Origin of the sequence: Microbacterium atlanticum, assembly GCF_015277815.1 — a bacterium.
Taxonomy (GTDB): Bacteria; Actinomycetota; Actinomycetes; order Actinomycetales; family Microbacteriaceae; genus Microbacterium; species Microbacterium atlanticum.
The window spans coordinates 980679-1005514 of sequence record NZ_CP063813.1 but is presented as its reverse complement, the minus strand read 5'-3'; the positions used below and the strand labels follow the sequence as shown (position 1 = coordinate 1005514).

At 72.3% G+C, this 24836-nt stretch carries 21 protein-coding genes; 15 read left to right on the top strand and 6 right to left on the bottom strand.

Features of this window, described 5'->3' with window-relative positions:
- Positions 1-168: 168 nt before the first annotated feature.
- Together IR212_RS04395 and IR212_RS04390 are read left to right on the top strand one after the other, a co-directional pair.
- On the top strand, positions 169-1758 hold the full coding sequence (locus tag IR212_RS04395) for an acyl-CoA carboxylase subunit beta (RefSeq protein ID WP_420488615.1): 1590 nt from the start codon (positions 169-171) through the stop codon (positions 1756-1758).
- Positions 1755-1994: an acyl-CoA carboxylase subunit epsilon gene (locus IR212_RS04390; protein WP_194397769.1), complete on the top strand. Its 240-nt coding sequence runs from the start codon at positions 1755-1757 to the stop codon at positions 1992-1994. Before IR212_RS04395 ends, IR212_RS04390 begins: the two co-directional genes overlap by 4 nt.
- A 342-nt stretch (positions 1995-2336) precedes the next feature.
- Here the strand turns inward: IR212_RS04390 and IR212_RS04385 are convergent, their stop codons facing one another.
- The 4 genes from IR212_RS04385 to IR212_RS04370 are packed head-to-tail and all read right to left on the bottom strand — an operon-like array spanning position 2337 to position 6716.
- On the bottom strand, positions 2337-3428 hold the full coding sequence (locus tag IR212_RS04385; RefSeq protein WP_194397768.1) for a hypothetical protein: 1092 nt from the start codon (positions 3426-3428) through the stop codon (positions 2337-2339).
- On the bottom strand, positions 3425-4672 hold the full coding sequence (locus IR212_RS04380) for a sensor histidine kinase (protein ID WP_194397767.1): 1248 nt from the start codon (positions 4670-4672) through the stop codon (positions 3425-3427). The genes IR212_RS04385 and IR212_RS04380 overlap by 4 nt, the downstream gene beginning before the upstream one ends.
- Complete coding sequence (locus tag IR212_RS04375; protein WP_194397766.1) at positions 4662-5339, bottom strand: response regulator transcription factor; 678 nt, start codon at positions 5337-5339, stop codon at positions 4662-4664. The genes IR212_RS04380 and IR212_RS04375 overlap by 11 nt, the downstream gene beginning before the upstream one ends.
- 9 nt (positions 5340-5348) lie before the next feature.
- Positions 5349-6716, bottom strand: a complete 1368-nt coding sequence (locus tag IR212_RS04370; protein ID WP_194397765.1) for a class I SAM-dependent RNA methyltransferase — start codon at positions 6714-6716, stop codon at positions 5349-5351.
- Between the two features lie 147 nt (positions 6717-6863).
- Here IR212_RS04370 and IR212_RS04365 point away from each other — a divergent pair, with 147 nt between their 5' ends.
- On the top strand, positions 6864-7541 hold the full coding sequence (locus IR212_RS04365; protein WP_194397764.1) for a Maf family protein: 678 nt from the start codon (positions 6864-6866) through the stop codon (positions 7539-7541).
- 112 nt (positions 7542-7653) lie between these two features.
- Positions 7654-9420 (top strand): acetyl/propionyl/methylcrotonyl-CoA carboxylase subunit alpha, encoded by a 1767-nt coding sequence (locus tag IR212_RS04360; protein WP_194397763.1) that lies wholly within the window; start codon positions 7654-7656, stop codon positions 9418-9420.
- Positions 9421-9573: 153 nt separating this feature from the next.
- On the opposite strand, the gene IR212_RS04355 is transcribed toward IR212_RS04360, so the two are convergent.
- Positions 9574-11022: an NAD(P)H-quinone dehydrogenase gene (locus tag IR212_RS04355; protein ID WP_420488614.1), complete on the bottom strand. Its 1449-nt coding sequence runs from the start codon at positions 11020-11022 to the stop codon at positions 9574-9576.
- 114 nt (positions 11023-11136) lie between these two features.
- On the opposite strand from IR212_RS04355, the gene IR212_RS04350 reads away from it, so the two are divergent.
- The 4 genes from IR212_RS04350 (at position 11137) to IR212_RS04335 (ending at position 15989) form a co-directional block, all read left to right on the top strand.
- On the top strand, positions 11137-11970 hold the full coding sequence (locus IR212_RS04350; protein ID WP_194397761.1) for a purine-nucleoside phosphorylase: 834 nt from the start codon (positions 11137-11139) through the stop codon (positions 11968-11970).
- A 110-nt stretch (positions 11971-12080) separates the two neighbouring features.
- On the top strand, positions 12081-13859 hold the full coding sequence (locus tag IR212_RS04345; RefSeq protein WP_194398517.1) for a phospho-sugar mutase: 1779 nt from the start codon (positions 12081-12083) through the stop codon (positions 13857-13859).
- 117 nt (positions 13860-13976) lie between these two features.
- Entirely contained in the window at positions 13977-15344 is a 1368-nt protein-coding gene (locus IR212_RS04340) for an MFS transporter (RefSeq protein ID WP_228479479.1), read from the top strand.
- A 60-nt stretch (positions 15345-15404) separates the two neighbouring features.
- Positions 15405-15989, top strand: a complete 585-nt coding sequence (locus tag IR212_RS04335; protein ID WP_194397759.1) for a GNAT family N-acetyltransferase — start codon at positions 15405-15407, stop codon at positions 15987-15989.
- 43 nt (positions 15990-16032) lie between these two features.
- Here the strand turns inward: IR212_RS04335 and IR212_RS04330 are convergent, their stop codons facing one another.
- Positions 16033-17916: a BglG family transcription antiterminator gene (locus IR212_RS04330; RefSeq protein ID WP_194398516.1), complete on the bottom strand. Its 1884-nt coding sequence runs from the start codon at positions 17914-17916 to the stop codon at positions 16033-16035.
- Between the two features lie 176 nt (positions 17917-18092).
- Between IR212_RS04330 and IR212_RS04325 the strand changes: the two genes are divergently transcribed.
- From IR212_RS04325 to IR212_RS04295, 7 genes are all read left to right on the top strand, one after another.
- Entirely contained in the window at positions 18093-18449 is a 357-nt protein-coding gene (locus IR212_RS04325; RefSeq protein WP_194397758.1) for a PTS sugar transporter subunit IIB, read from the top strand.
- A 36-nt stretch (positions 18450-18485) separates the two neighbouring features.
- On the top strand, positions 18486-18764 hold the full coding sequence (locus tag IR212_RS04320) for an HPr family phosphocarrier protein (RefSeq protein ID WP_194397757.1): 279 nt from the start codon (positions 18486-18488) through the stop codon (positions 18762-18764).
- 2 nt (positions 18765-18766) lie between these two features.
- Entirely contained in the window at positions 18767-20434 is a 1668-nt protein-coding gene (gene ptsP / locus IR212_RS04315; protein ID WP_194397756.1) for a phosphoenolpyruvate--protein phosphotransferase, read from the top strand.
- 35 nt (positions 20435-20469) lie between these two features.
- Positions 20470-22029: a PTS mannitol transporter subunit IIBC gene (locus IR212_RS04310; protein WP_194397755.1), complete on the top strand. Its 1560-nt coding sequence runs from the start codon at positions 20470-20472 to the stop codon at positions 22027-22029.
- A 140-nt stretch (positions 22030-22169) separates the two neighbouring features.
- Entirely contained in the window at positions 22170-22607 is a 438-nt protein-coding gene (locus IR212_RS04305; RefSeq protein WP_194397754.1) for a PTS mannitol transporter subunit IIA, read from the top strand.
- On the top strand, positions 22607-23770 hold the full coding sequence (locus tag IR212_RS04300) for a mannitol-1-phosphate 5-dehydrogenase (protein ID WP_194397753.1): 1164 nt from the start codon (positions 22607-22609) through the stop codon (positions 23768-23770). Before IR212_RS04305 ends, IR212_RS04300 begins: the two co-directional genes overlap by 1 nt.
- A gap of 31 nt (positions 23771-23801) precedes the next feature.
- Complete coding sequence (locus tag IR212_RS04295; protein WP_228479478.1) at positions 23802-24599, top strand: alpha/beta hydrolase; 798 nt, start codon at positions 23802-23804, stop codon at positions 24597-24599.
- Positions 24600-24836 lie beyond the last annotated feature (237 nt).

The window sequence follows — 24836 nt, the reverse complement described above, 5'->3', positions numbered from 1 at the left end:
CGCCGAGGGCGGGCGACCGCACGGATCGAGGATGAGACGGCACGGCGTGGCCCCGGCGTCTCCGTGCGACACGGCGAGGCAAGTCCTGCGACGGTCGACAGCGGATGCCGCGACCCCTTGTGCACACTCTCCAACGGATGCGCCGACCCCGCCGATAGGGTGGAATCCGTGACCGAGCAGCCCGACCTCTCGACGACCGCCGGCAAGATCGCCGACCTCCGCGCCCGATTCCAGGAGGCCGTGCTCGATCCCGAGGAGGTCGCCAAGCAGAAGCAGCACGCGAAGGGCAAGGGCACCGCGCGCGAGCGCATCGATCTGCTCCTGGACACCGGCAGCTTCGTCGAGCTCGACGAGTACGTCCGCCACCGCACCACCGCCTTCGGGATGGACCGCTCGCGGCCCTACGGCGATTCCGTCGTGTCGGGGGTGGGCACCATCCACGGCCGCACGGTCGCGGTCTACTCGCAGGACTTCTCGACCTTCGGCGGATCGCTGGGCGAGGTGGCCGGCGAGAAGATCATCAAGGTGATGGAGTTCGCGCTGCGCTCCGGCATCCCTGTCGTCGGGATCCTCGACTCGGGTGGCGCACGGATCCAGGAGGGCGTGGTCGCGCTCGGCAAGTACGGCGAGATCTTCCGCCTGAACACGCAGGCGTCGGGGGTCATCCCGCAGATCTCGATCATCATGGGCCCGGCGGCCGGGGGCGCGGTGTACTCCCCCGCCCTCACCGACTTCGTCGTCATGGTCGACAAGACCAGCCAGATGTTCGTCACCGGCCCGGACGTGATCAAGACGGTGACCGGCGAGGACGTCGGCATGGAGGAGCTCGGCGGCGCGCACACGCACAACACCCGCTCCGGCGTCGCCCACTACCTCGCCGAGGACGAGGACGACGCGATCGACTATGTGCGGACCATGCTCGGCTTCCTCCCCGACAACAACATGGCCGAGCTGCCGGTCTACGAAAGCGGCTTCGAGTTCGAGACGACGGATGCCGACCGGGCTCTGAACGCGATCATCCCCGACTCGCCCAACCAGCCGTACGACATCCACCAGGTCATCCGGGGCATCGTCGACGCCGAGGACTTCCTCGAGGTGCAGCCGCTGTTCGCGCCCAACATCGTCATCGGCTTCGGCCGCATCGAGGGGCGCTCGGTCGGCATCATCGCGAACCAGCCGTCGCAGATGGCGGGCACCCTCAACATCGAGGCCGGCGAGAAGGCGAGCCGCTTCGTGCGGTTCTGCGACGCGTTCTCCATCCCGATCGTGACCCTCGTCGACGTGCCGGGCTACCTCCCCGGCACCGACCAGGAGTGGACCGGGGTCATCCGCCGCGGCGCGAAGCTGCTGTATGCGTACGCCGAGGCGACCGTGCCGCTGGTGACGGTCATCCTGCGCAAGGCCTACGGCGGCGCCTACATCGTGATGGGCTCCAAGCAGCTCGGCGCCGACATCAACCTCGCCTGGCCGACGGCGGAGATCGCCGTCATGGGCGGCCAGGGGGCGGTGAACATCCTCTACCGGGGAGAGATCAAGCGCGCCGAGGAGGCCGGCGAGGACGTCGCCGCGGTGCGCACCCGCCTGGCGAACGAGTACACGTACAACGTCGCCTCCCCGTTCCTCGCGGCCGAGCGCGGCGAGCTGGACGGCATCATCGAGCCGGCGCACACCCGGGTGTCGATCGCGAAGGCGCTGCGGGCACTGCGCGGGAAGCGCGCGAGCCTGCCCCCCAAGAAGCACGGGAACATCCCGCTGTGAGCATCGCTGAAGACGGCTCGCAGGCGGGAAGCGTCAGGATCGACGTGCTGCGCGGCGCTGCCACGGAGGAGGAGCTGGCGGCGCTCATCGCCGTCGTGAGCGAGGCGTACGTCGGAGAGGCGGCCGAGGCCGTCGCGGATGACAGCGCCCGCCGCAGCGCCTGGTCGCTCTCGCAGCGCGCCCTGCGCCTGCCGCTGCAGCGGGAGCTCGGCTGGGGACGCTTCGGCGGACGATGAGGCGGCCACCCGGCAGCCCCGCGGCGAACGGGGCGGGTGAAATGTCCCCCGAAATACCTACAGACACCGGACGCGCCCCGTCGAGATACTTGTAGCGCTGGAACGCTTCTGCGTTCGGCCGACCCGAATCCGTTCTGCGGATGCCCCGGGTCCGGCCATGCGGACGGTTTTCGGGTAACCGTCCGCCAGGCGAGGGGCGGGCGGCTTCGCCGCCCCTCGCCTCCTTCCGCTCCGCTTCCCGCCCGGCTTCCTCCCCTGCTGGGCGGGAAGCGCTCAGCAGGGGCTTCTCGCGCGCGCCGGAAGCGCGGCCTCAGCGCCGTCGCGGGACGCCACCGTGCGGGATCACACCCTCCCGGGGTGCGCGATCTCGCGCCACAGGTCGACGGCGTCCTCGTCGCTGGGCGCGCCGACCGACGGCGAGCGCCCGACGACGGTCACCGCGACACGCTCGTCCGGCGAGGTGCGGATGTACAGGCGGTCGGAGCTGGCCGATCGCAGCGTCTCGGCCAGCTGCGCGCGGATCACCGACAGCGTGTCCTCGTCGACGTCGTCGAGGCCACCCTCGTCCAGCACCGTCACATTGGCCCCGCGACGCCGCGCGCGCTCGAGCTCGGCGCGCACGTCGTCGTCGAGGAGGCGGGGGCCGCGCATCTCGTCACGCAGCCGGCCCTCGGCGATGCGCGCCTCGAGGCGGTCGTCGTCGGTGAGGGCGCCGGCGTTGGCGACAGTGCGCGTGAGCACCGGACCGGCCACGGCGAGCGCCTTCTGCACCTGCACCCGCCGCTCCCGCTGCCGCACCACCTGAGAGGTCTGCCACGCCGTCGCGGCGCGCTGCAGCCGGGTGAGCCGCGAGGTGTCCCGCGCGGCGCGGTCCATCGAGCGCACCAGCATCTGCGCGACGGCCACCCACACGATGGAGCCGACGAGACCGAGCCCGAGCGCCGTCAGCGGTCCCATCCACGCCATCGACGCCACCGACAGGGCAACGATCCCCGCCCACGCCGTCCAGGGACGGCGGCGCACCATCACGATCGTCATCAGGGCGCCGATGCCGCCGAGATACCAGGTGGCGAAGGGCTCGGTGCGCGAGGCGGCGCCGACCGAGAGGGCGATGGCGCTCGGCACGATGATCGCGCACGCCAGAGCCAGGATCTGTGCGGGCACCGGCAGCGGGACCGGTCCCCGGATGCCGTCGGCCACGGCATCGGTCCGGTCGGCGTCCGGCCGCGGGGCCCGGCCCGCGGCGGCGCGCGCGGCGCGCAGCGCCGCGGGCTCCCAGAAGATGCAGAGCCAGGTCGTCGCGAGGTAGAGCGCCAAGGTGGTGACCACGACGAGCGGATAGGGCACCGGGCTGGTCCACGAGAGCCCGCGCGCGGCCAGGTACGCCGTGAAGGCGACGGCCAGCACAACCAGGACGTTCTTGACGCTGATCATGCGGCGGCCTCCTGCCACGACAGGCGGACGACGGTCCCCTGCGGACCCGTGCGCAGGTCGGTCTGCCCGCCCACCGCGGCGACCCTGGCCACGATCGACGCGCGGATCCCGAGGCGGTCGTCGGGGACGGCATCCGGATCGAAGCCCTCCCCCGCATCCCGCACCTCGACGCGCACGCGTCCCTCGTGGGACGCGACGGCGACGTCGAGCCCCGCGCCGCCGGCGTGCTGGACGGCGTTGGCGACCGCCTGGGTCGCCGCCAGCGTCAGCGCCCGCGCCACCCGACCAGGGATCGGCGGCGAGGCGGGGTCGATGTCACGCTGCACGTCCACCTCCACGCCCAGGTCGCGCGCGGCCTCGCCGATCTCTGCGGCGAGGGTCGCGGCATCCCACGGCTCGTCGGTGCCCTCGTGGTCGTCCTGCTCGGTGTTCGCGAGCCGGGTCAGCGCTTCCCTGGCCATCGTCGCCGCGAGGGTGCGCTCGCGCGGCGTGGTCGCGCGCTCCGCCGCGATCAGCGCGGCCAGCACGCTGTCGTGCATGAGCGCCGCGACCGCCACCCGCTCCTGCTCCGCGGCATCCGCCGCCGCCGCCTGCGCGTACGAGGCCACCGCCCGGGCGCGTGTCTCGTCGACGTTGACGGCCATCGAGCGGAACAGCCAGCCCAGGGTGAGGATCACCCCACCGAGGATGAGCGTGAAGGACACGTCGAGGCCGACGACCAGCCAGTACTCCTGGGCGAACCCCACCTGGATGAGCCGGACGATCCCGAACAGCAGCGGCGTCAGCGCGGTCCACACGATCTGCAGCGGCAGCGGGAACGCCAGCACGGCGGCCAGCGTCGCGAGGTTCAGGGGCAGCCAGATCCACGGCTCGTCCAGCGACGCCGGCGCGATGCCCGCGGTCGCGATCGGCCAGGCGGCAAGGGCGAGGACGTAGATCATCGCGAACGCACCGGCGGCGATCCGCACGCCGCGGCCGATGATGCACGCCAGGATCATCACCGCGAGCGAGCCGAAGACCGAGACCATGAGGGCCAGGTGCCACCCGGGGCGCTCGTCGGTGGAGCCCAGCGCGGTCAGGAACGACTGGAGGCCGACGAGGACGGATCCGAGGCCGGCCGCGAGCGAGATGATGCGCTCGACCCGCGACCGGGTGAAGGAGCCGATGCCGGCCGTCGCGTGAGTCGAGTGCGGGATCTGCCCCCACGCCGTGTCGACCACGCCCGTCTGAACGTCAGCGGCCACGCGCCAGGTCTCCCGGGTCGGCGGACGGCTCGACGAGGATGCCGTCCTCGACCGCACGGTGGAGCAGATCGATCTTCGTGGGCGCGGGGCGCCCGACCTCGACGTACTTGACGCGGATGCGCGTGATGTTCTCCTTGGCGGTGGAGTAGGCGACGCCCAGCCGGTCGGCGACGACCTTGAGCGGCAGCCCGGCGGCGTAGAGCCGCAGCACATCGCGCTCCCGCGCCGACAGCTGGGCATCGGCGAATGCGCGGTCGCCCTCGACGGCGCTGGCCCACTCGACGTTGTTGAGGGGCTCGCCGCGGGCGACCGTGCGCACCGCGGCGATCACATCGTCGATCGGCGAGGACTTGCTGACGACGCCGGCAGCCCCCGCGGCGAGCGCCTCGCGCACAGCGGCAGGGCGGTCGGCGACGCTGTGGATGATGACGCTCGAGCCGTCGCGGACGAGCCGCGCCACGTTCTCGGTCACCGTCGTGCCGTCGCCGAGCGTGAGGTCGAGCACGACCACGTCGGCCGGCGCCTGGCGTGCGTAGGCCCGCCAGTCCAGGTACTCCGTCACGGTGCTGCCCGAGAACGCGACGTTCATGCGCTCCGCGCGGGCGCACGCCGCCTGCAGGCCGAGCCGCACCGACTCGTGGTCGTCGATGAGGGCAACGCGCGTCATGCGGCCAGCCTATCCGCGCGGATCGGTGCGGGTGAGGACTGCCACGGCCTCGACATGATGCGAATTGGGGAAGATGTCCAGGGCGTCGATGCCCGCCACCTCATACCCGCCGGAACGGAAGGTCGCGATGTCGCGGGCCAGGGCGACCGGGTCGCAGGCGACGTAGACGACCCTGGCGGGCGCCAGGGACGTGATGTGCTCGACGACCTCGCGGCCGGCTCCCGAGCGCGGCGGGTCCAGCAGCACGACACCGCGGCGCAGCCGTTCCCGTTCGGAGACGGATGCCTCCTCCGTCAGCCGCGCCAGCCATCGGTCGACCCGCCCCGTCTCGGCTCGCGCGCCCACCCATTCGGCGAGGTTCTCGCCCGCATGGTCGGTCGCCGCCGGGTCCGACTCGACGCTCGTGACACGCGTCGCCGGCCCGCCGATCTCACCCAGGGTGGCGGCGAAGAGACCCACGCCGCCGTAGAGGTCGAGGTGCCAGGCGTCCGGGTCCACCGCCGGTGCGTCACCGGAGCTGCGACGAAGGGCTGAGGCCACGGTGGTCGTCAGGGTGTGCGCGGCCAGGCGGTGGACCTGCCAGAACCCGCCGGCATCCACCCGGAAATCGCGACCCCCCACGCTCTCGACGATCACCTCGCGAGCCGGCGCTGCGCGCCGCGGCGGGCGGGAACCGGGTCGGCGGCGGCTGCTGCGCGGCCCTGCCGGCCGCGCCGCTTCGGGACGCGGCAGCACCCGGACGCGGCCGTCGGCCGGCTGCACCAGGTCGATGCGCCCGGGATCTCCGCCGCGGAGTGCGAGCGCGGCCCGCTCGACCGCGGCGGTCGCCAACGGGAGATCTTCGAGCGGGATCACCCGGTGCGTGCGGGGGGCGTACTGTCCGATGCGCCCGAGGGCGTCGACGTGCAGGCTCACCCGGGTGCGCCACGCGGTGCCGTCGACCGTCTCGCCGTCGATCTCGTCGGCGTCCTCGCCGCCGGCCCCCGCCGGCGCGAAGGCGCCGGTGATGGTGGCGTCCGGCTCGGCGATGCCGCCGAACCGGTGCAGCGCGTCCCGGAGCACCTCGAGCTTCAGGCGCCGCTGGTGGTCGAGCGAGATGTGGCCGAAATCGCCGCCGCCGGGTCGCTGCTCGGGCGGCACGTCGACGTCGGCCTGGCGCCACACGTGCAGCTGCCGGTGGGGCGACGCGTCGAGCACCTCGAGCGTCTCGGCGCGCCAGAACGACTTCTTGGCGGTGTCGGTCAGCCGCACGCGGACCCGCTCGCCGGGCACCGTGTCGGGCACGAACACCACGCGCCCCTCGTGCCGGGCGACGAAGACGCCGCCGTGGGCGACGCCGGTGATGTCGAGGTCGAGGGTGTCGCCGGTTGCACTCACCCGACGAGCCTACGCCGCCGCCCGGTTCGGGATTCAGTCCGCCGGTCCGGGCCGGGCGAGACCGGGCGCGGAAGCCCGCGGGCGCGCCCGCCTCCCCCGGACGGGCGGACTGAATCCTGAACGCCCGGCCCCGCGTACGGTGGACGCATGCGCGTCTGCCTCGCCTCGACCTCGCCCGCCCGGCTGATGCTGCTGCGTCAGTTCGGCATCCGCCCGCTGACGCTCGCCCCCGATGTCGACGAGGAGGCGGTGATCGCCGCCGTCGAGACCGCGGAGGCGCGCACGCTCGCCCCCGACGAGCATGTCCTCCTCCTCGCCCGCCGCAAGGCGGCGGACGTCGCCGCGCGGCTGCGGGACGACATCCCCGACTTCGACGGCATCGTGATCGGCGGGGACTCGATGTTCGAGCTCGACGGCGAGGTGCTGGGCAAGCCCTACACGCACGAGAACGCCCGCGCCCGCTGGCAGGCGATGCGGGGTCGTACCGGCGTGCTGCACTCCGGGCATGCCGTCGTGCGCGTCTGCCCTGATCGCGCGCCGCACGAGGTGCACGCCACCGCCGAGGCATCCGTCTCCTTCGTCGATGACATGACGGATGCCGAGATCGAGGCGTACGTCGGCACCGGCGAGCCGCTGCACGTGGCGGGCGCGTTCACCGTCGACAGTCTCGGCGGCGCCTTCATCTCGCGCGTGGAGGGCGACCCCTCCACCGTGGTCGGCATGTCGGTGGCGACGCTGCGGGCGCTGGTGCGCGAACTCGGCGTCGAGTGGACGTCGCTGTGGAACACGACGGATCCCTCGCTCGAGGAGACCTCCGCACGGTAGGGAGCACGGCACGCGGGCCCCCTGCAGGTTGTAGTAGGAATCCCACGTTTCTGGTCGGTTCTTGTATGAACCGCTCAAAAGCCCCCGCGGTGCCGTCGGTAGGCTGGCACTCATGCCTCAGATCGCCAAGGTTCTCGTTGCCAACCGCGGCGAGATCGCCGTCCGCGTCATCCGCGCCGCCCGCGACGCGGGGAAGTCCTCGGTCGCCGTGTACGCCGACCAGGACCGCGATGCGATGCACGCCCGCCTCGCCGACGAGGCGTACGCGCTCGACGGCTCGACGAGCGCCGAGACCTACCTGTCGATCGACAAGATCCTGTCGGTGGCCCGCCGCTCGGGCGCCGACGCCGTGCACCCGGGCTACGGGTTCCTGGCCGAGAACGCCGACTTCGCGCGCGCCGTGATCGGTGCCGGGCTGGTGTGGATCGGCCCGTCGCCCGAGGCCATCGAGGCGCTCGGCGACAAGGTGACCGCCCGCGCCGTCGCCGAGAAGGTGGGCGCGCCCCTCGCCCCCGGGACCCCGGGCCCCGTCTCGGGCGCCGACGAGGTCGTCGCGTTCGCCGAGTCGGTGGGTCTCCCGATCGCCATCAAGGCGGCGTACGGCGGCGGCGGCCGCGGCCTGAAGGTCGCCCGCACCATCGACGAGGTCCCCGAGATGTTCGACTCGGCGACGCGCGAGGCCATCACCGCCTTCGGCCGCGGCGAGTGCTTCGTCGAGAAGTACCTCGACAAGCCCCGCCACGTCGAGACGCAGTGCCTCGCGGATGCCGCGGGCAACGTCGTCGTCATCTCGACGCGCGACTGCTCGCTGCAGCGCCGCCACCAGAAGCTGGTCGAAGAGGCGCCGGCGCCGTTCCTCACCGACGAGCAGAACCGGACGCTGTACGACGCCTCGAAGGCGATCCTCAAGGAGGTCGGCTACGTCGGCGCGGGCACGTGCGAGTTCCTCATCGGCGCCGACGGCACCATCTCGTTCCTCGAGGTGAACACGCGCCTGCAGGTCGAGCACCCGGTCTCGGAGGAGGTCACCGGGATCGACCTCGTGCGCGAGCAGTTCCGCCTGGCCGAGGGCGAGGAGCTCGGCTACGACGACCCGGTCGCCGACGGGCACTCGATCGAGTTCCGCATCAACGGCGAGGACCCGGGGCGCGGCTTCCTCCCGCAGCCCGGACCCATCCACGTCTTCAAGACCTTCGGCGGCCCCGGCATCCGGCTGGACTCCGGCGTGACCGCCGGCGACAGCGTCTCGGGCTCCTTCGACTCGCTGCTCGCGAAGATCATCGTCACCGGCCGGGACCGCGCCGAGGCGCTGGAGCGGTCGCGACGTGCGCTGGACGAATTCGAGGTGTCGGGTCTTCCCACTGTGCTCCCGTTCCACCGCGCGGTGGTGCGCGACCCCGCCTTCACCGCAGAGGACGGCGAGTTCGGGGTCTACACCCGGTGGATCGAGACCCAGTTCGTGAACGACATCGCGCCGTGGGACGGTGAGCTCAGCGAGCCCAGCCCGGCCGAGGCGCGCCACACGGTGGTCGTCGAGGTCGCGGGCAAGCGCCTCGAGGTGAGCCTTCCCGACCGGGTCGTCGCGCCCGTCGGCGTCGCGGGGCGCCCGGCGGCCGTCCCGCCGTCGCGCCGCTCGCACTCCCCCTCGGTCGTCGCCGGCGCGTCGGGCAACGCGGTGAAGTCGCCGATGCAGGCGACCGTGGTCAAGGTTGCCGTCGAGGAGGGCCAGCAGGTCGTCAAGGGCGACCTCGTCGTGGTGCTCGAGGCGATGAAGATGGAGCAGCCCATCCAGGCCCACAAGGACGGCGTCATCGGCGCCATCAACGCCGACCCCGGCACGACGGTCTCGGCCGGCCACCAGCTCCTGACGATCTCCTGACGCCGGATGCCTCGCTCCGAGGCATCCGATCCCTCACTGCTGCGCGCGCGTCGACCTCCGAATGCGCGACGTCGCGCCGAGCGCACGGCGTCTTCCCGCCCGCACTCCGTGCATCGGGCGGGAGCCCGTGCACTCGGCGGGAGAGGCTCGGCGTCAGCCGCCGTAGATGTTGTGGTCGACGACGTGCATCGCGCGCGCGGCATCCGTGATGCTCCCCGACAGCGACGGGTAGACCGCGAAGACGCGGGAGACCTGGTCGACGGTGAGGCGGCGCTCCACGGCGATCGCGATGGGGTAGATGAGCTCCGACGCCCGGGGGGCCACGATGACGCCGCCGATGACGGTGCCGCTGCCCTCGCGGGCGATGAGCTTCACGAAGCCGTCCTTGACGCCCATCATCTTCGCGCGGGCGTTGGCCGCCAGCGGGAGCTTGTGCACGACGCCCTGGACGTGGCCGCCCGCGATGTCGTGCTCCTGCCACCCGATGGTGGCGATCTCGGGCGCGGTGAAGATGTTCGACGTGATGCGCCTGCGCTCGAGCGGGATCACGATGTCGCCCAGCGCATGGAAGACGGCGGTGCGGCCCTGCATCGAGGCGACCGACGCGAGCGGAACGAACGTGGTGCAGTCGCCCGCGGCGTAGATGTTGGGCACCGAGGTGCGCGCGACGCGATTGACCTGGATGTGGCCGGACTCGGTCATCTGGACGCCCGCCTCCTCGAGGCCGATGCCCGCGGTGTTCGGGATCGATCCGACCGCCATGAGGCAGTGGCTGCCCTCGACGGTGCTGCCGTCGGACAGCGTCACCACGACGCGGTCGCCGGTGTTCTCCACCTTGTCGGCCCGCGACTTCTGCAGGAGCTTCATGCCGCCGCGCTGGAACACGCGCTCGAGCACGGCCGCGGCGTCCTTGTCCTCGCCCGGCAGCACCTGGTCGCGGCTCGAGACCAGCGTGACCTGAGCGCCGAGGTTCATGTAGGCGCCGGCGAACTCCGCGCCGGTCACGCCGGAGCCGACGACGATCAGGTGCTCCGGGATCGCGGACATGTTGTAGAGCTGCGTCCAGGTGAGGATGCGCTCCCCGTCGGGCATGGCCGACGGCAGCACGCGGGGCGAGGACCCCGTCGAGACCACGAGCGTGTCGGCCTCGATCCGGTCGAAATCGGTCCCGCCGGGACCGGTCGACACGACGACCGCGTCGTCGCCCTCGAGGCGGCCGTGGCCCGAGATGATGCGCACGCCCGCTTCGGCGAGCGTGGCGCGCATGTCGTCGGACTGCTGGCGGGCCAGGGTGAGGAGGCGCTTGTTGACCGCGGCGAGGTTGATCGCGATCTCGGGCTTCAGCGGCTTGCCGTCCTTGCCCTTGGCGAACAGCTGCACCCCGAGGTCGCCCGCTCCGGCGATCGCGACGGCCGCATCGGCGGTGGCGATGAGGGATTTGGACGGCACGACGTCGGTGATGACCGCGGAGCCGCCGATGCCTGCCCGTTCGACCACCGTCACCTCGGCCCCGAGCTGCGCGGCCGCCAGGGCCGCCTCGTACCCGCCCGGTCCGCCGCCGATGATGGCGACGCTCTGCGTGCGCTCGAAGCTGATCGACATGGGTTCCATTCTTGCCTGCGCAAAGCGCCGGGCACGAATCCCTTGCGACACTCCCGGGCGGGGCCGCCGGAGGCACCGTTGGCTCTGACCGCCGCTCATTCCTAAAGTGGTGACATGTCAGACACCACCGGCAATCCCCTCGACGACCCCGCCGCAGACCCGTTCGAGGTCGCGGCGGCTGCCGCCGAGGACATCGCCCGCATCACCGGAGTCGAGCGCCACGACATCGCGCTGACCCTCGGCAGCGGCTGGGGCAAGGCCGCCGAGCTGCTCGGCGAGACGACCTCGACGTTCCCCGCCACGGAGGTGACCGGCTTCAGCGCCCCGGCCCTCGCGGGCCACGTCGGCACCCTCCGCAGCATCGCCACCCCCAAGGGGCGCCGCGTGCTCGTCATCGGAGCCCGCACGCACTATTACGAGGGACACGGCGTCCGCCGGGTCGTGCACAGCGTGCGCACCGCCGCAGCGACCGGTGCGCGCACGATGGTGCTCACCAACGGCGCGGGCGGCATCCGGCACACCTGGTCGCCGGGGCGCGCGGTGCTGATCAGCGACCACATCAACCTCACCGGCGACACCCCCCTCGAGGGGGCGACGTTCATCGATCTCACCGACCTGTACTCGATGCGCCTGCGCGATCTCGCGCGGTCGATCGAGCCGACATTGGACGAGGGCGTGTACTGCCAGTTCCGCGGGCCGCAGTACGAGACGCCCGCGGAGGTGCAGATGGTCAAGACCTTCGGCGGGCACATCGTCGGCATGTCGACGGCGCTCGAGGCGATCGCCGCGCGGCAGGCGGGCATGGAGATCCTCGGCTTCTCGCTCATCACCAACATGGCCGCGGGCATCCAGAAGACCCCGCTCAGCCACCAGGAGGTCATCGACGCCGGCCGGGAGGCCGAGCCGAGGATCTCGTCCCTGCTCGCCCGCGTGATCGGCGCACTGTGAACGGCGAGGAGGTGCCGGCCGCGAGCCCGGACGTCCAGGAGCCGGCACCCGACCAGGTCCCCGCCGGAGCCGACGACCCCGCCGCCGTCCTCGCCCGCGCGCGCGCGTGGATGGCACAGGACCCCGACGCCGACACGCGCGCCGAGCTGCGCGCTCTGGTCGAGGCCGCCGAGGCGGGCGACGCCGGTGCGGCCGACGACCTCGCCGACCGGTTCGCGACTCGGCTGGCGTTCGGCACGGCGGGTCTGCGCGGCGCGCTCGGCGCCGGGAGCAACCGCATGAACCGCGTGCTGGTGGCGCAGGCGGCCGCCGGTCTCGCTGCGTACGTCCGGGAACGGGCCGGGATGCCTCCTCTCGCCGCGGACGCTCCCGCCGCGGCCGATCGACCCCCCGCCGGCACGTCGGCCGCGGCGCTCACCGACGCGCCGTCACCGGACGCGCTCGAGGCCGAGGGTCCGCAGATCCCCGGCATCCTCGACGATGCGCCCATCGTCGTCATCGGCTACGACGGCCGCCGCAACTCCGACGTCTTCGCACGGGACTCCGCCGAGATCTTCGCCGGCGCGGGCCTGCGCGCCATCCTGCTGCCGCGCCTGCTGCCGACCCCCGTCCTGGCCTTCGCCGTCCGCCACCTCGGCGCGGCGGCCGGCGTCATGGTCACCGCCAGCCACAACCCGCCGGACGACAACGGCTACAAGGTGTACCTCGGCGGCGACGACGACGGCTCGCAGATCGTGTCGCCCGCCGACGCCGAGATCGCCGCGCACATCCAGCGCATCGCCGACGCAGGCGACGTCTCGACCATCCCCCGCTCGCTGGGCTTCGAGCTGGCGACCGAGGCGGTCGTCGAGGAGTACATCGCGGCGACGGCGGCGGTGGCTCCGGCGCCGCCCGGGGCCGAGGGCCTCGCCTGGGTGTACACCGCCATGCACGGCGTCGGATGGGAGACCTTCTCGCGCATCCTCGAGACCGCGGGCTACCCCGCCCCGGTGCCGGTGACAGCGCAGCTCGAGCCCGACGGCCGGTTCCCGACCGTGGCCTTCCCCAATCCTGAGGAGCCCGGCGCGATGGACCTCGCGTTCGAGGTCGCGCGCGACTCCGGCGCGGAGCTGATCGTCGCCAACGACCCTGACGCGGACCGGCTGGCCGTCGCGCTGCCCGACGACGCGGCGGAGGGCGGCTGGCGGCGCCTCACCGGCAACGAGATCGGCCTGCTGCTGGGGTGGCGCGCCGCCCGGTTGGCGACGGCCGACGGCACGTCCGCCGGGGCTTCGCTCGCCTGCTCGCTGGTGTCGTCGCCGGGACTGCAGACCGTCGCCGAGCACTACGGCCTCGACTTCCACGCGACGCTGACCGGATTCAAGTGGATCTCCCGCGCCCCCGGGATGGTGTTCGGGTTCGAGGAGGCGCTGGGATACCTCGTCAACCCGGAGACGGTCCGCGACAAGGACGGCATCTCGGCGGCCGTGGCGATCCTCGGGATGGTGGCGGAGGCGCGCGGACGCGGCGCATCCCTCGCCGACCTGCTCGTGGAGTTCGACGAGCAGTTCGGCTCGTTCGCGAGTGACCAGATCTCGGTGCGCGTCGACGATCTGTCGCAGATCGGCCGGATCATGGGGGCGCTGCGGGAGCGGCATCCGCAGTCCGTGGGCGAGGTCGCGGTGGAGCGGATCGACGATCTGCTCGGCGGTTTCGGCGACCTCCCGCCGGGCGACGTGCTTCGCCTGTGGCTGGCGGACGGGTCGCGCGTCATCGTGCGGCCCAGCGGCACCGAGCCCAAGCTCAAGCTCTATCTGGATGTGAGAGGAGACGACCGCGACGACGCGTCGGCGCGCATCCGCGCGCTCGCCGACGGCGCCCGCGCGCTGCTGGACGCCTATGGCGGCTGACTCCGCCGGGCGCCGGGCGCGTGTCCGGGGCCCGTGCTAGAGTCGCGTCCGCGTTGTCACGCGAGCCCCCTTCCGAGCCGCTCGCGATCGCGCGCGGACGACGGACGGGGAATGACGATGAGCGGCGGGAACGACGGCGCCGACGGCGCGGTGCAGACGGACCCGCCTCGCTGGCTGCGCAACGTCATCCTGTTCCTGAGCGGGCAGACGGTCAGCCTGTTCGGATCGATGCTGGTGCAGTACGCCGTCTTCTGGTACCTGACGATCACGTACCAGTCGGGCATCGTGATGATGCTGGCGGCGCTGTTCGGCTTCCTCCCGCAGGCGGTCGTGTCCATCTTCGGCGGCGTCTGGGCCGACCGCCACAACCGCAAGTACCTCATCATGGGCGCCGACGCGGCCATCGCGGCGTCGACGCTCGCGCTCGCACTCCTCATGATGACCGGGTACGACGCGGTGTGGCTGATCTTCGCCACCATGGCGGTCCGGTCGGCCGGCGCCGGCATCCAGATGCCGGCGGTGTCGGCGCTCATCCCGCAGATCGCGCCGACGCGCAACCTCATCCGGGTCAACGGCATCAACGGCTCCATCCAGTCAGCGATGGCCCTCCTGGCCCCGGCAGCCGCCGGCGCGCTGTACGCGTGGGCCTCGGCCGCGTCCGGCGGCTCGGCCGCATCGCTCATCCCGATCTTCTTCATCGACGTCGCGACCGCCGTCATCGGCATCGGCATCCTCGCCTTCATCCCGGTCGGAACCGTCCGGCGGGCCGCCGACGCCCACACCGGCTACTTCGCCGACCTCGTCGACGGCATCCGCTACATCGCCCACCACGCCTTCGTGCGGTGGCTGCTGGTGGTGTTCGCGATCATCTTCCTGCTCACCGTGGCACCCTCGAACCTCACCCCGCTCATGCTGGTGCGCTCGTTCCCCGCGGGCGAGGCGCAGGACGTCGTCAACCTCGCCGTGCTCGAGATCGCCTTCAGCGTCGGCATGATGCTCGGTGGCATCCTCGTCGCCTCCTTCTTCGCCAAGCGCAGCCGGATCGGCATGATCGTGTCGTCGTCGCTGGTGTTCGGCGCGCTCTCGATCGGGCTGGGCCTGTCGCCGAACGTCTGGGTCTTCTTCGGGTTCATGTTCCTCGTCGGACTCGCCGTGCCGTTCTTCTCCACCCCGTCGATGACGCTCCTGCAGGAGACCGTGGAACCCGAGCGGCAGGGCCGCGTGTTCGGATTCGTCGGCATCGTGATGGCCGTCGCGATGCCGATCGGCATGGTCGTGTTCGGACCGCTCGCCGACCTCGTGCCGATCGAGATGCTGCTGGTCGCCGCGGGCGTCCTGACGTTCGTCGTCATCGGGCTCTCGGTCTGGCTGCCCGCCGGTCAGCGAGCGATCGCCGCCGCCCGCCGGGCGTCCCAGGTGTCAGGGAGCGACCCGGCCGCCGCGGCCGCCGTGGTCGAGGCTGAGATGCACGCCAAGGAGTCCTGAGTCCGGCCCGCACTGGCCGGGGGCCTCGGTGCGGGCGCCCCCGGCTCTAGGCTCGGAGGCATGCTGCTGCGGGAACGCCTGACGCTCGAGAACGCGCACGTGCGGCTCGAGCCGCTCGAGCCCGCCCACGAGGCCGACCTGCGGGTGGCCGCCGCCGGACTCGAGCACGCCTGGTACACGTCGGTCCCCCGCACCGACACGGTGGGCGCCGACATCGCGCAGCGGCTGGCGTGGCGCGACGAGGGTCACATGAATCCCTGGGCGGTGCGCCGCCTCGACACCGGCCGTGTCGTGGGCACCACGACGTTCTGCAACATCGACCAGCAGAACCGGCACGTCGAGATCGGCCACACCTGGATCGGTCCCGAGGCGCAGCGCACCGCCGTCAACACCGCGTCGAAGCTCCTCCTGCTCGCGCACGCCTTCGAGACCTGCGACGCGATCGCCGTGGAGTTCCGCACGCACTGGCACAACCGGCAGTCGCGAGCCGCGATCGCGCGGCTGGGGGCGAAGCAGGACGGCGTGCTGCGCAACCACCGTCTCGGTCCCGACGGCACCTTCCGCGACACCGTCGTCTTCTCGATCCTCCCCCACGAGTGGCCCGCCGTCCGTCTCGGGTTGTCCGAGCGCCTGGCACGCGGCTGACCCGGGGCGCACCGCGACACGACACGCAGGCGGATGCCTCGGCTCAGCCGTCGATCACGGCGACGAGCTCGTCGAGGAAGGCGTTGAAGTCCGTGCCGCGGCGGACGATGCGCTGCACGCTGTCGCGTTCGCTGAACACCTCGACGAACTGCTCGAAGACGGTCTGGAACGCCTCGCGGTCGGACTCCGAGAACGCCACGAGTGCGACCACCTGCACGCGTGCGTCGCCCCACGGGATCGAGGGGTCCGCGATCCCGACCGCGATCGCGGTGCGGGACGCGGTCATCTCCAGCGCATGCGGCACCGCGAGGGCGTCGGTGAACGCCGTCGACGACAGCCGTTCGCGCTTGATGGTGCGCTCGACGTACTCGGCGTCGATGACGTCCTGGGCGACCAGCAGTGCGCCCAGCGCCCGGATCACGCCTTCGTCGCCGCCGGGCACGTCGTCGAGCCCGCGGACGAAGGCCGAGGGCTCGAAGTACCGCTCCAGCTCGGCCCGCAGGCGCGCGAGGCGGCGCGAACGCCGGATGCGCCCGGCCGCGGTCTGCACGCGCTCCACGTCGGCGTCGGTGAGGAACGGCTGGATCCGCACGATCCGGTCGCTCGGAGCCGGAGGGTCGATGGTCGTCAGCACGAGGTCGGTGTCGATCGAGTCCCAGTCGGGGTCGACGCGCGTCTCGACGCCGACGACCTCGACCGCCCGTCCGAGCGAGCGGTCGACGCTCGAGCGCAGCAGCTCGTGCAGGTCGTAGTAGCCGGGGCAGACGATCGTCGCGGTGAGCAGCTGGTCGGCACGGCGGCTGCGCTCGAGCCGCCCGCCGACGTGCATGGCGATGTAGGCGATCTCGTCGTCGGGCAGCGGGATGCCCAGGCGCTGCTGCAGGCGGCTCGCGATGAACACCGCGACCTCGAAGATCATCGGGTACGTCGACTTCAGGGAGCGCGTCAGCGGGTTCCGCGACCACGCCTGCTCGCGGGCGCGGTGCAGCAGGTTCTGCACGTGCAGGGCGAGCCGGGCGACGAAGTCGTCGTGCGCGATGTCGACGAGGAACTCCTCGGCGGCCGCCGTCACGACCTCGCGCACGATCTGCTCCACCTCGCCGTCCAGCGAGGCGGGACGGGATCCGGATGCCTCGTCCGCGGCGCCGTCCGGGGCGACCACCCTGGTCAGCACGAGGGTCGCGAGGTGCTGCAGGTCGGCCGAGCCCAGCCGCACCCCGAGGTGGCGCTCGGCGAGCTCGGCGATGATCGCGGCGACCTGCGTCTGCGTGGGGCGGTCGGCCGCGGCATCCGATTCCGGTGTGTCCAGCGGCCGATCGCGCGCCGTGCGGTCCGCGGCGATGGCGATGTGCATCACGACATCGCCGATGCCGAACTCGTTGACGAACCAGCCGAGCTCCCCCAGACGGGCGACGAGCTCGGTCTTGAACGGGCCGAACGCCCGTGCGCCCACCGACCCCTCCCCGAGCGTCCGGCGGAGGGCAGCGATGTCGAACGACCCGGCGTCCATCTCGTCGTGAGCGAGCCGGCTGAGCAGGCGCCGCTGCGCGCTCTCGGTGCCGCGCAGGCGCGCCCGGGACGCGGAGCGCTCGAGCGTGAGCTCCGTGCCGCCCAGGAGCCCGCGCACCCGCGCCAGGTCGGCGTCCAGCGTCGCGGGCGAGACGTGGAGCGCGTCGGCGGTGTGGAAGACGTCGATCCCGTCCGGCGCGTCCAGCAGCGAGCGCACCAGGGTGTGGAGGCGGTCGCGGGGCGTGCCGGGGTCGGCTCCGGCGCGCAGAGCCGCCGCCGCCTCCGAGCCCGCGCGGTACCCCTGCGGGCCCGATTCGACGGCTGTGCCGGGCGCCACCCGGGTGTTGGCGGCGGTGACATAGGAGCGGATGCTGCGCGGCGTCACGCCGAGAGCGTCTGCCAGCGCCGAGGCGGTCATCCATTCCCCGTCGCGCAGGAGCAGCCCCAGCACGCGATCTTGCCGGGCCCGGGTCACGTCTCCAGTCAATCACGCGCGCGGAAGGCGAGGCCGCCCGGGTTTCCGCCCCCGCGGAAGAAGGACTGGTTGTCCCCTCCCAGCGTTCTCACAACAATGGCAGGGAAGGAGGCGGATCGATGAGGATCCTGGTGGTCTGCGGAGCGGGTGCGTCCAGCACCTTCGTCGCCCAGCGCGTGCGCCACGCCGCGCACGCCCAGGGGCTCGACTACGCCGCCTTCGCCGGCACCGAGCGGTCGCTCCCGATCGACCTCGACGCCGCGGACATGGTCCTCGTGGGACCGCATCTGGCTCATGCGCTCGAGCGCATCGAACGGGATGCGGCAGCCCGGGGCACGACGGTGGTGCTGCTGCCGCCGGACATCTTCGGGGACCTCGACGGGACGCGCACGCTGGAGGTGGTCCGCGCAGCGGCCGGCGAGAGGGAGCCGCAGCCGGCCGTCGCCCCGCCCGACCCCGCCTCCCCCGCATACTGAACCGACGCCGGACTCCGACAGAGAGGTCACCACCACATGCCACCCATCTCCCGCACCGTCCGCATCGGATCGGCGCACGGGCTGCACGCCCGGCCCGCGAAGCTGTTCGCTCAGGCGGCCAAGGACGCCGGCATCCCGATCACGATCGCCAAGGACTCGGGAGCGCCGGTCAACGCGGCGAGCATCCTGGGCGTGATCGCGCTCGGCGTGGAGCAGGGCGACTACGTGACGCTCACCGCCGACGGGGACGGCGCCGAGTCGACGCTCGACAGGCTCGCCGAACTGCTCACCACCGACCACGACGCGGAGGCATGAACATGACCGAACTTCGGGGAGTCGGGATCGGACTGGGCGTCGCGCAGGGTCCCGTCGCACGTATGGCGGAACCGCTTCCGGCGCCGTCCGACGCGCCCAGCTCGCTGACCCCGGACGAGGAGAGAACCCGGGTGGCGGATGCCGTCGCCGCCGTCGCCCGCGAGCTGGAGGCGCGCGGCGCACAGGCGGGCGGCGCCGCGCAGGAGGTGCTCGAGGCGCAGGCGATGATGGCCGAGGACCCGAGCCTCGCCGACGAGGTGAATGCGCGCATCGCGCAGGGCAAGACCGGCGAGTTCGCCGTGTACGACGCGTTCGCGTCGTTCCGCGACCAGCTCACCGCGCTGGGCGGGTACCTGGGCGAGCGTGCCGCCGACCTCGACGACGTCGCGCAGCGCGTCATCGCGCGGCTGCGCGGCGTGGCGGCTCCGGGTGTGCCCGACCCGGGGCATCCGTTCGTCCTCGTCGCCAAGGACCTCGCCCCCGCCGACACCGCGCTCCTCGACCTCGACAAGGTGCTGGCGCTGGTCACGACCGAGGGCGGGCCGACCTCGCACACCGCGATCCTCGCCCGCGAGAAGTCGATCGTCGCGGTCGTCGGCGCCGTGCAGGCGACCGGCCTGCGCGACGGGGAGACGGTGATCGTGGATGCCGCGGCCGGCGTGGTCACGACCGACCCGACCGCCGAAGAGCTCGACCGGGCGCAGAATCGCGCCGCGGCGCGCGCCGCGCAGGCGTCCGCGCCGATCACCGACGGCGCCCTCGCCGACGGCACGACCATCCCGCTGCTGGCGAACCTCGGCAACCCCGACGGCGCGACGGACGCCGTCGCCCTCGGCGCGGAGGGCGTGGGCCTGTTCCGCACCGAGTTCCTCTTCCTGTCGTCGAACCAGGCGCCCACCGTCGAGCAGCAGCGTGAGGCGTACACCAAGCTCCTCTCCGCCTTCCCCGGCAAGAAGGTCGTGGTGCGCGTGCTGGACGCCGGCGCCGACAAGCCGCTGGCGTTCCTCAACGACGCGCACGAGGAGAACCCCGCGCTGGGCCTCCGGGGCCTGCGGGCGCTGCGGGCGAGCGAGGACATCCTGCGCGAGCAGCTCACCGCGCTGGCGGAGGCGGATGCCGCCACCGACGCCGACCTGTGGGTCATGGCGCCGATGGTGTCCACCGTCGAGGAGACCGCCTACTTCGTCGAGATCGCGCGCGACTACGGCATCAAGACCGCCGGCGTCATGGTCGAGGTTCCGTCCTCGGCGCTGCTGGCCGACCGCATCCTCGCCGAGGCCGACTTCGCGTCCATCGGCACCAACGACCTCACGCAGTACACGCTCGCCGCCGACCGGCTGCTCGGTTCGGTCGCGTCGTTCCAGGACCCGTGGCACCCGGCGGTGCTCCGGCTCGTGGGCGAGGTGGGCGAGGCCGGCCGCGGCCACGGCAAGCCGGTCGGCATCTGCGGAGAGGCGGCAGCGGATCCGCTGCTCGCCGTCGTGCTCGTGGGCCTCGGCGCCACGAGCCTGTCCATGGCCCCCACCGCACTCGCCGACGTGCGGGCCACCCTCCTGAAGTACACCAGCGACCAGGCGCGCGAGATCGCCTCGGCCGCGCTCGCCGCGTCGGACGCGGCATCCGCCAGAGCCGCCGCCCAGGCGGCCGTCACCCGAGCGGCCGCCGCCTGAGCGGCCACGGAGAACCCGAAGAAGGAGAACCAGCCATGACAACGGCGTCAGCGCCCACATCGGGCGCCAGCAGGGCGCGAGTCGGAGTCCAGCGCTTCGGCACGTTCCTTTCCGGCATGATCATGCCGAACATCCCCGCGCTCATCGCGTGGGGCATCTTCACCGCGTTCTTCATCGGAGTCGGCTGGACACCCAACGCCGACCTCGCGACGATCGTGGGCCCCTTCATCCACTACCTGCTGCCGATCCTGATCGCCTATACGGGCGGCAGCATCGTCTACGGCATCCGAGGCGGCGTGGTGGCCTCCATCGCCACGATGGGAGCGATCGCCGGCTCCGACCTCCTCATCGCCCAGTTCAACGCGACCCTCCCCGAGGGAGAGCCGCAGCTGGGTCAGGTGCACATGTTCATCGGCGCCATGATCCTCGCCCCGCTGTCGGCTTACACGATGAAGTGGCTCGACAGCCTGTGGGAGGGCAAGATCAAGGCGGGCTTCGAGATGCTCGTCAACATGTTCTCGGCGGGCATCTGGGGCTTCGTGATGGCCATCGTCGGGTTCTACCCGGTCGCGTGGCTCGTCAACGGCATCATGGGCGTGCTCTCCCGCGCGGTGGAGTGGCTCGTCGACTTCAACCTGCTGCCGCTGACCAGCATCATCATCGAGCCGGCGAAGGTGTTCTTCCTCAACAACGCCATCAACCACGGCGTCCTCACGCCGCTCGGCATCTCGCAGGCGGCCGAGGAGGGCTCGTCGATCCTGTTCCTCCTCGAGGCGAACCCCGGCCCCGGCGTCGGCCTGCTGCTGGCGTTCACCTTCTTCGGCCTGGGCGCCGCCCGCGCGTCGGCCCCCGGCGCCGCGGTGATCCAGTTCTTCGGCGGCATCCACGAGGTGTACTTCCCGTACGCGCTGATGAAGCCGATCCTCATCGTCGCGCTCATCGCCGGCGGCATGACCGGTGTCACCACCAACATGCTCCTCGGCGGGGCGCTTCGGGCACCGGCGGCACCCGGCAGCATCATCGCGGTGCTCGCGCAGACGGCCCAGGGCGCCTACCTCGCGGTGATCCTCTCGGTGATCCTCTCGGCCGCCGTCACGTTCGTCATCGCCGCGCTCATCCTGCGTGCGTCCCGCAAGCGGGACCTCGCGGCGATGGCGGCGACCGACGACGCCTTCGGCGCGGCGATCACCCAGACCGAGGCGGCCAAGGGCAAGTCCTCCGACGCGCTGGCCGGCCTCCGCGGCGGCGCGGCCACCGGAGCAGCCGGCGGCATCGAGCCGGCCACCATGACCGAGCGCGAGATCCGGAACATCGTGTTCGCGTGCGACGCGGGCATGGGGTCCTCGGCCATGGGGGCGAGCGTGCTGCGCAACAAGATCAAGAAGGCGGGCATCGAGGACGTCACGGTCGTCAACAAAGCGATCGCCAACCTCGACCGATCGGCCGACCTGGTCATCACGCAGAACCAGCTCACCGACCGGGCGCGCCAGCGCACGCCCGACGCGGTGCACGTCTCGGTCGACAACTTCATGAACTCGCCGCGCTACGACGAGGTCGTCGACCTCGTCCGCTCTCAGCACGAGGGCAAGGCGTAGCACCGACTGCGATGGGGCCGGGCCGGCGTGAAGCCCCCGGTCCCATCGCCCTTTCCGCGAGCGGCCCGTAAGGTCGAGGACACAGCCGGCCGCGGCATCCGCCCCCCACATCCACGACGACCCACCAGAAAGGCGACGACATGGCACGCGAGGTTCTGAGCATCGGTCAGGTGCGCATCCACTCCGGCAGCGCGACGCGCGACGATGCGATGCGCGAGGCCGCTGACATCCTGCAGACCGCCGGCGCGGTCACCGGCGCCTACTACGACGCCATGCTGCAGCGGGAGCAGACGGTCTCGACCTACATGGGCAACGAGCTGGCCATCCCGCACGGCACGAACGAGACGAAGAACGAGATCCTCGACTCCGCCCTCTCCGTCGTCCGCTACGACGGCGGCGTGGACTGGGACGGCAACCCGGTAACCTTCGTCATCGGCATCGCCGGCAAGGGCGATGAGCACCTCGAGATCCTGTCGCAGATCGCCATCCTGTTCTCCGACGAGGACGAGGTCGCCAAGCTCAAGCGCGCGCAGACGCCGGAGGAGCTGTTCGCCCTGGTGTCGGCGGCGGGCGTCTGATGAAGGCCGTCCACTTCGGCGCGGGCAACATCGGCCGGGGGTTCGTCGGCCTGCTCCTGCACCAGGGCGGTTACCGCCTGGTGTTCTCGGACGTCGCTGCGAGTCTCGTGGACGCCATCAACGCCGCGGACCGCTATACCGTCCACGAGGTCGGCGAGGGCGGCGAGGACACCGTGGTCACGGACTTCCGCGCCATCAACAGCGCCGAGCGCCCCGAGGAGCTGGTCGACGAGATCGCCACCGCGAACGTCGTCACGACGGCCGTCGGCCCGACCATCCTGAGGTTCGTCGCCCCGCACATCGTCGCCGGGCTCGCGCTGCGCAACCCGTCGAGCCCGCCGCTGCAGATCATGGCGTGCGAGAACGCGATCAACGCGACCGATCTGCTGCGCGACGAGATCGTCGCCCTCGCCGGCGACGGCTGGGACGGACTGGCCTCGCGCGCGGTGTTCGCCAACACCGCCGTCGACCGCATCGTGCCCGCCCAGCCGGAAGGCGGCGGCGTGGACGTCACGGTCGAGCCGTTCTTCGAGTGGGCGATCGAGCGCCTGCCGTTCGGCGAGGACCCCCCGAACATCCCCGGCGCGCACTTCGTCGACGACCTCGGCCCCTACATCGAGCGCAAGCTCTTCACGGTCAACACCGGCCACGCGGCGACGGCGTACTTCGGCGCGCAGGCCGGCGTCGAGTCGATCGCCGACGCTCTGGCCGACGCGTCGATCGCCGCGCGCGTGTCGGCCGCGCTCGAGGAGACCTCGGCACTCCTGGCGGCCAAGCACGGGCTCGATCCCGCGTCGCTCGCCGACTACCGCGCCACGATCCTGCAGCGCTTCCGCAACGCCGCGCTGCCCGACACCGTGTGGCGGGTGGGGCGCCAGCCGCTGCGCAAGCTCTCCCGCCACGAGCGCTTCACCGGTCCGGCGGCGGAGGCAGCCGAGCGCGGCCTTGGGGTGGACGCCCTCGTCGCGGCGATGGGCGCGGCGCTGGCGTTCGACGACGAGGAGGACGCCCAGTCGGTCGACCTGCAGCGGATGCTGCGCGAACAGGGAGCCGCGGAGTTCACCGAAGCCGTCACCGGCCTGGAGCCGGGGCATCCGCTCTTCCCACGCGTGGAGGCGGTCGTCGCCGCGCGGCAGGCGGAGCTGGCTCCCGAGGACGGGTAGCTTCCCAGGCGGCGGACCGTACGCTCGTACGGTGACCTCGCCTGCACCCCTCGCCGAACCCACCGATTCCTCTCAGCCCCGCCGCCGCGGGCGCCGCATCGCCTGGTGGATCGTCGGCTCGCTCGGTGCCCTGATCGTCGCCGGCGTCGTCGGCATCCTCGTCTGGAGCCAGGTCGGCGTGATGCCCGCCGAGGCGGGGCCGCTCGACGACGTGCGCGCGAACCCGGCGATCGAGATCTCCGACACCGGCGGCGCGATCGTGCTCTCTCCCGCGGACGACGGCGCCGATGTCGGACTCGTCTACGTCCCCGGTGCCAAGGTCGAGCCCCTCGCCTACGCCGACAAGCTCGCGGGGCTTGTCGCGGACGCGGGCCTCACCGTCGTCATCACGAAGCCCTGGCTCAACCTCGCCTTCTTCGATCTGCGGCCGCTCGACGCCTTCACCGGCCTCGCCCCCGAGATCGACACGTGGGTGGTCGGCGGACACTCCCTCGGCGGGGTGCGCGCGTGCCAGCTGGCGACGGATGCCGACGGCCTGGCCCTTTTCGCCTCGTACTGCGCCACCGACCTGTCCGAGAGCGGAATTCCCGTGCTCAGCATCTCCGGCAGCGAGGACGGGCTGACGACGGCCGGCAAGATCGCCGATGCCCGCCCGCTGCTGCCGGCCGACGCCGTGTTGCACGAGATCCCGGGGGCCGCCCACTCGTCGTTCGGCGACTACGGGCCGCAGGCCGGCGACGGCACCCCGACGATCTCCGACGACGACATGCGCGAGCAGCTCACCGAGCTGGTCGGCGCGTTCGCGCTGAAGGCGGCCGGCGCCAGCTGAGCTGGGGGGCTCGGCCGCCCCGGCGCGGCTGACCTGGCGCGACTCGGCCGCCCGCGTGGGCTGACCGGCGCGGCGGCGGCACCGGTCGGCTCCCGCGCGGGTCCGCTCCCCGTCCGCAACTCCTGAGAAACAGGGCCGGACACCGCCGCCGGTGCCCGGATGCGGCGGCGGCCGCCGAATCCTCAGGAGTTGCGACCACGCCAAGGGGCAAGGCTCCGCGTCGCCGGTTGCCGGCCG

Excerpts from the sequence above, each read along its gene's own strand:
- IR212_RS04355 (WP_420488614.1), bottom strand. The coding sequence starts at position 11,022 with ATGTCGATCAGCTTCGAGCGCACGCAGAGCGTCGCCATCATCGGCGGC.
- IR212_RS04375 (WP_194397766.1), bottom strand. The coding sequence starts at position 5,339 with ATGACGCGCGTTGCCCTCATCGACGACCACGAGTCGGTGCGGCTCGGC.
- IR212_RS04305 (WP_194397754.1), top strand. The coding sequence starts at position 22,170 with ATGGCACGCGAGGTTCTGAGCATCGGTCAGGTGCGCATCCACTCCGGC.
- IR212_RS04330 (WP_194398516.1), bottom strand. The coding sequence starts at position 17,916 with ATGACCGCCTCGGCGCTGGCAGACGCTCTCGGCGTGACGCCGCGCAGC.
- IR212_RS04325 (WP_194397758.1), top strand. The coding sequence starts at position 18,093 with ATGAGGATCCTGGTGGTCTGCGGAGCGGGTGCGTCCAGCACCTTCGTC.
- IR212_RS04310 (WP_194397755.1), top strand. The coding sequence starts at position 20,470 with ATGACAACGGCGTCAGCGCCCACATCGGGCGCCAGCAGGGCGCGAGTC.
- IR212_RS04385 (WP_194397768.1), bottom strand. The coding sequence starts at position 3,428 with ATGATCAGCGTCAAGAACGTCCTGGTTGTGCTGGCCGTCGCCTTCACG.
- IR212_RS04335 (WP_194397759.1), top strand. The coding sequence starts at position 15,405 with ATGCTGCTGCGGGAACGCCTGACGCTCGAGAACGCGCACGTGCGGCTC.
- IR212_RS04300 (WP_194397753.1), top strand. The coding sequence starts at position 22,607 with ATGAAGGCCGTCCACTTCGGCGCGGGCAACATCGGCCGGGGGTTCGTC.
- IR212_RS04350 (WP_194397761.1), top strand. The coding sequence starts at position 11,137 with ATGTCAGACACCACCGGCAATCCCCTCGACGACCCCGCCGCAGACCCG.
- IR212_RS04340 (WP_228479479.1), top strand. The coding sequence starts at position 13,977 with ATGAGCGGCGGGAACGACGGCGCCGACGGCGCGGTGCAGACGGACCCG.
- IR212_RS04320 (WP_194397757.1), top strand. The coding sequence starts at position 18,486 with ATGCCACCCATCTCCCGCACCGTCCGCATCGGATCGGCGCACGGGCTG.
- IR212_RS04360 (WP_194397763.1), top strand. The coding sequence starts at position 7,654 with ATGCCTCAGATCGCCAAGGTTCTCGTTGCCAACCGCGGCGAGATCGCC.
- IR212_RS04345 (WP_194398517.1), top strand. The coding sequence starts at position 12,081 with ATGGCACAGGACCCCGACGCCGACACGCGCGCCGAGCTGCGCGCTCTG.
- ptsP (WP_194397756.1), top strand. The coding sequence starts at position 18,767 with ATGACCGAACTTCGGGGAGTCGGGATCGGACTGGGCGTCGCGCAGGGT.
- IR212_RS04365 (WP_194397764.1), top strand. The coding sequence starts at position 6,864 with ATGCGCGTCTGCCTCGCCTCGACCTCGCCCGCCCGGCTGATGCTGCTG.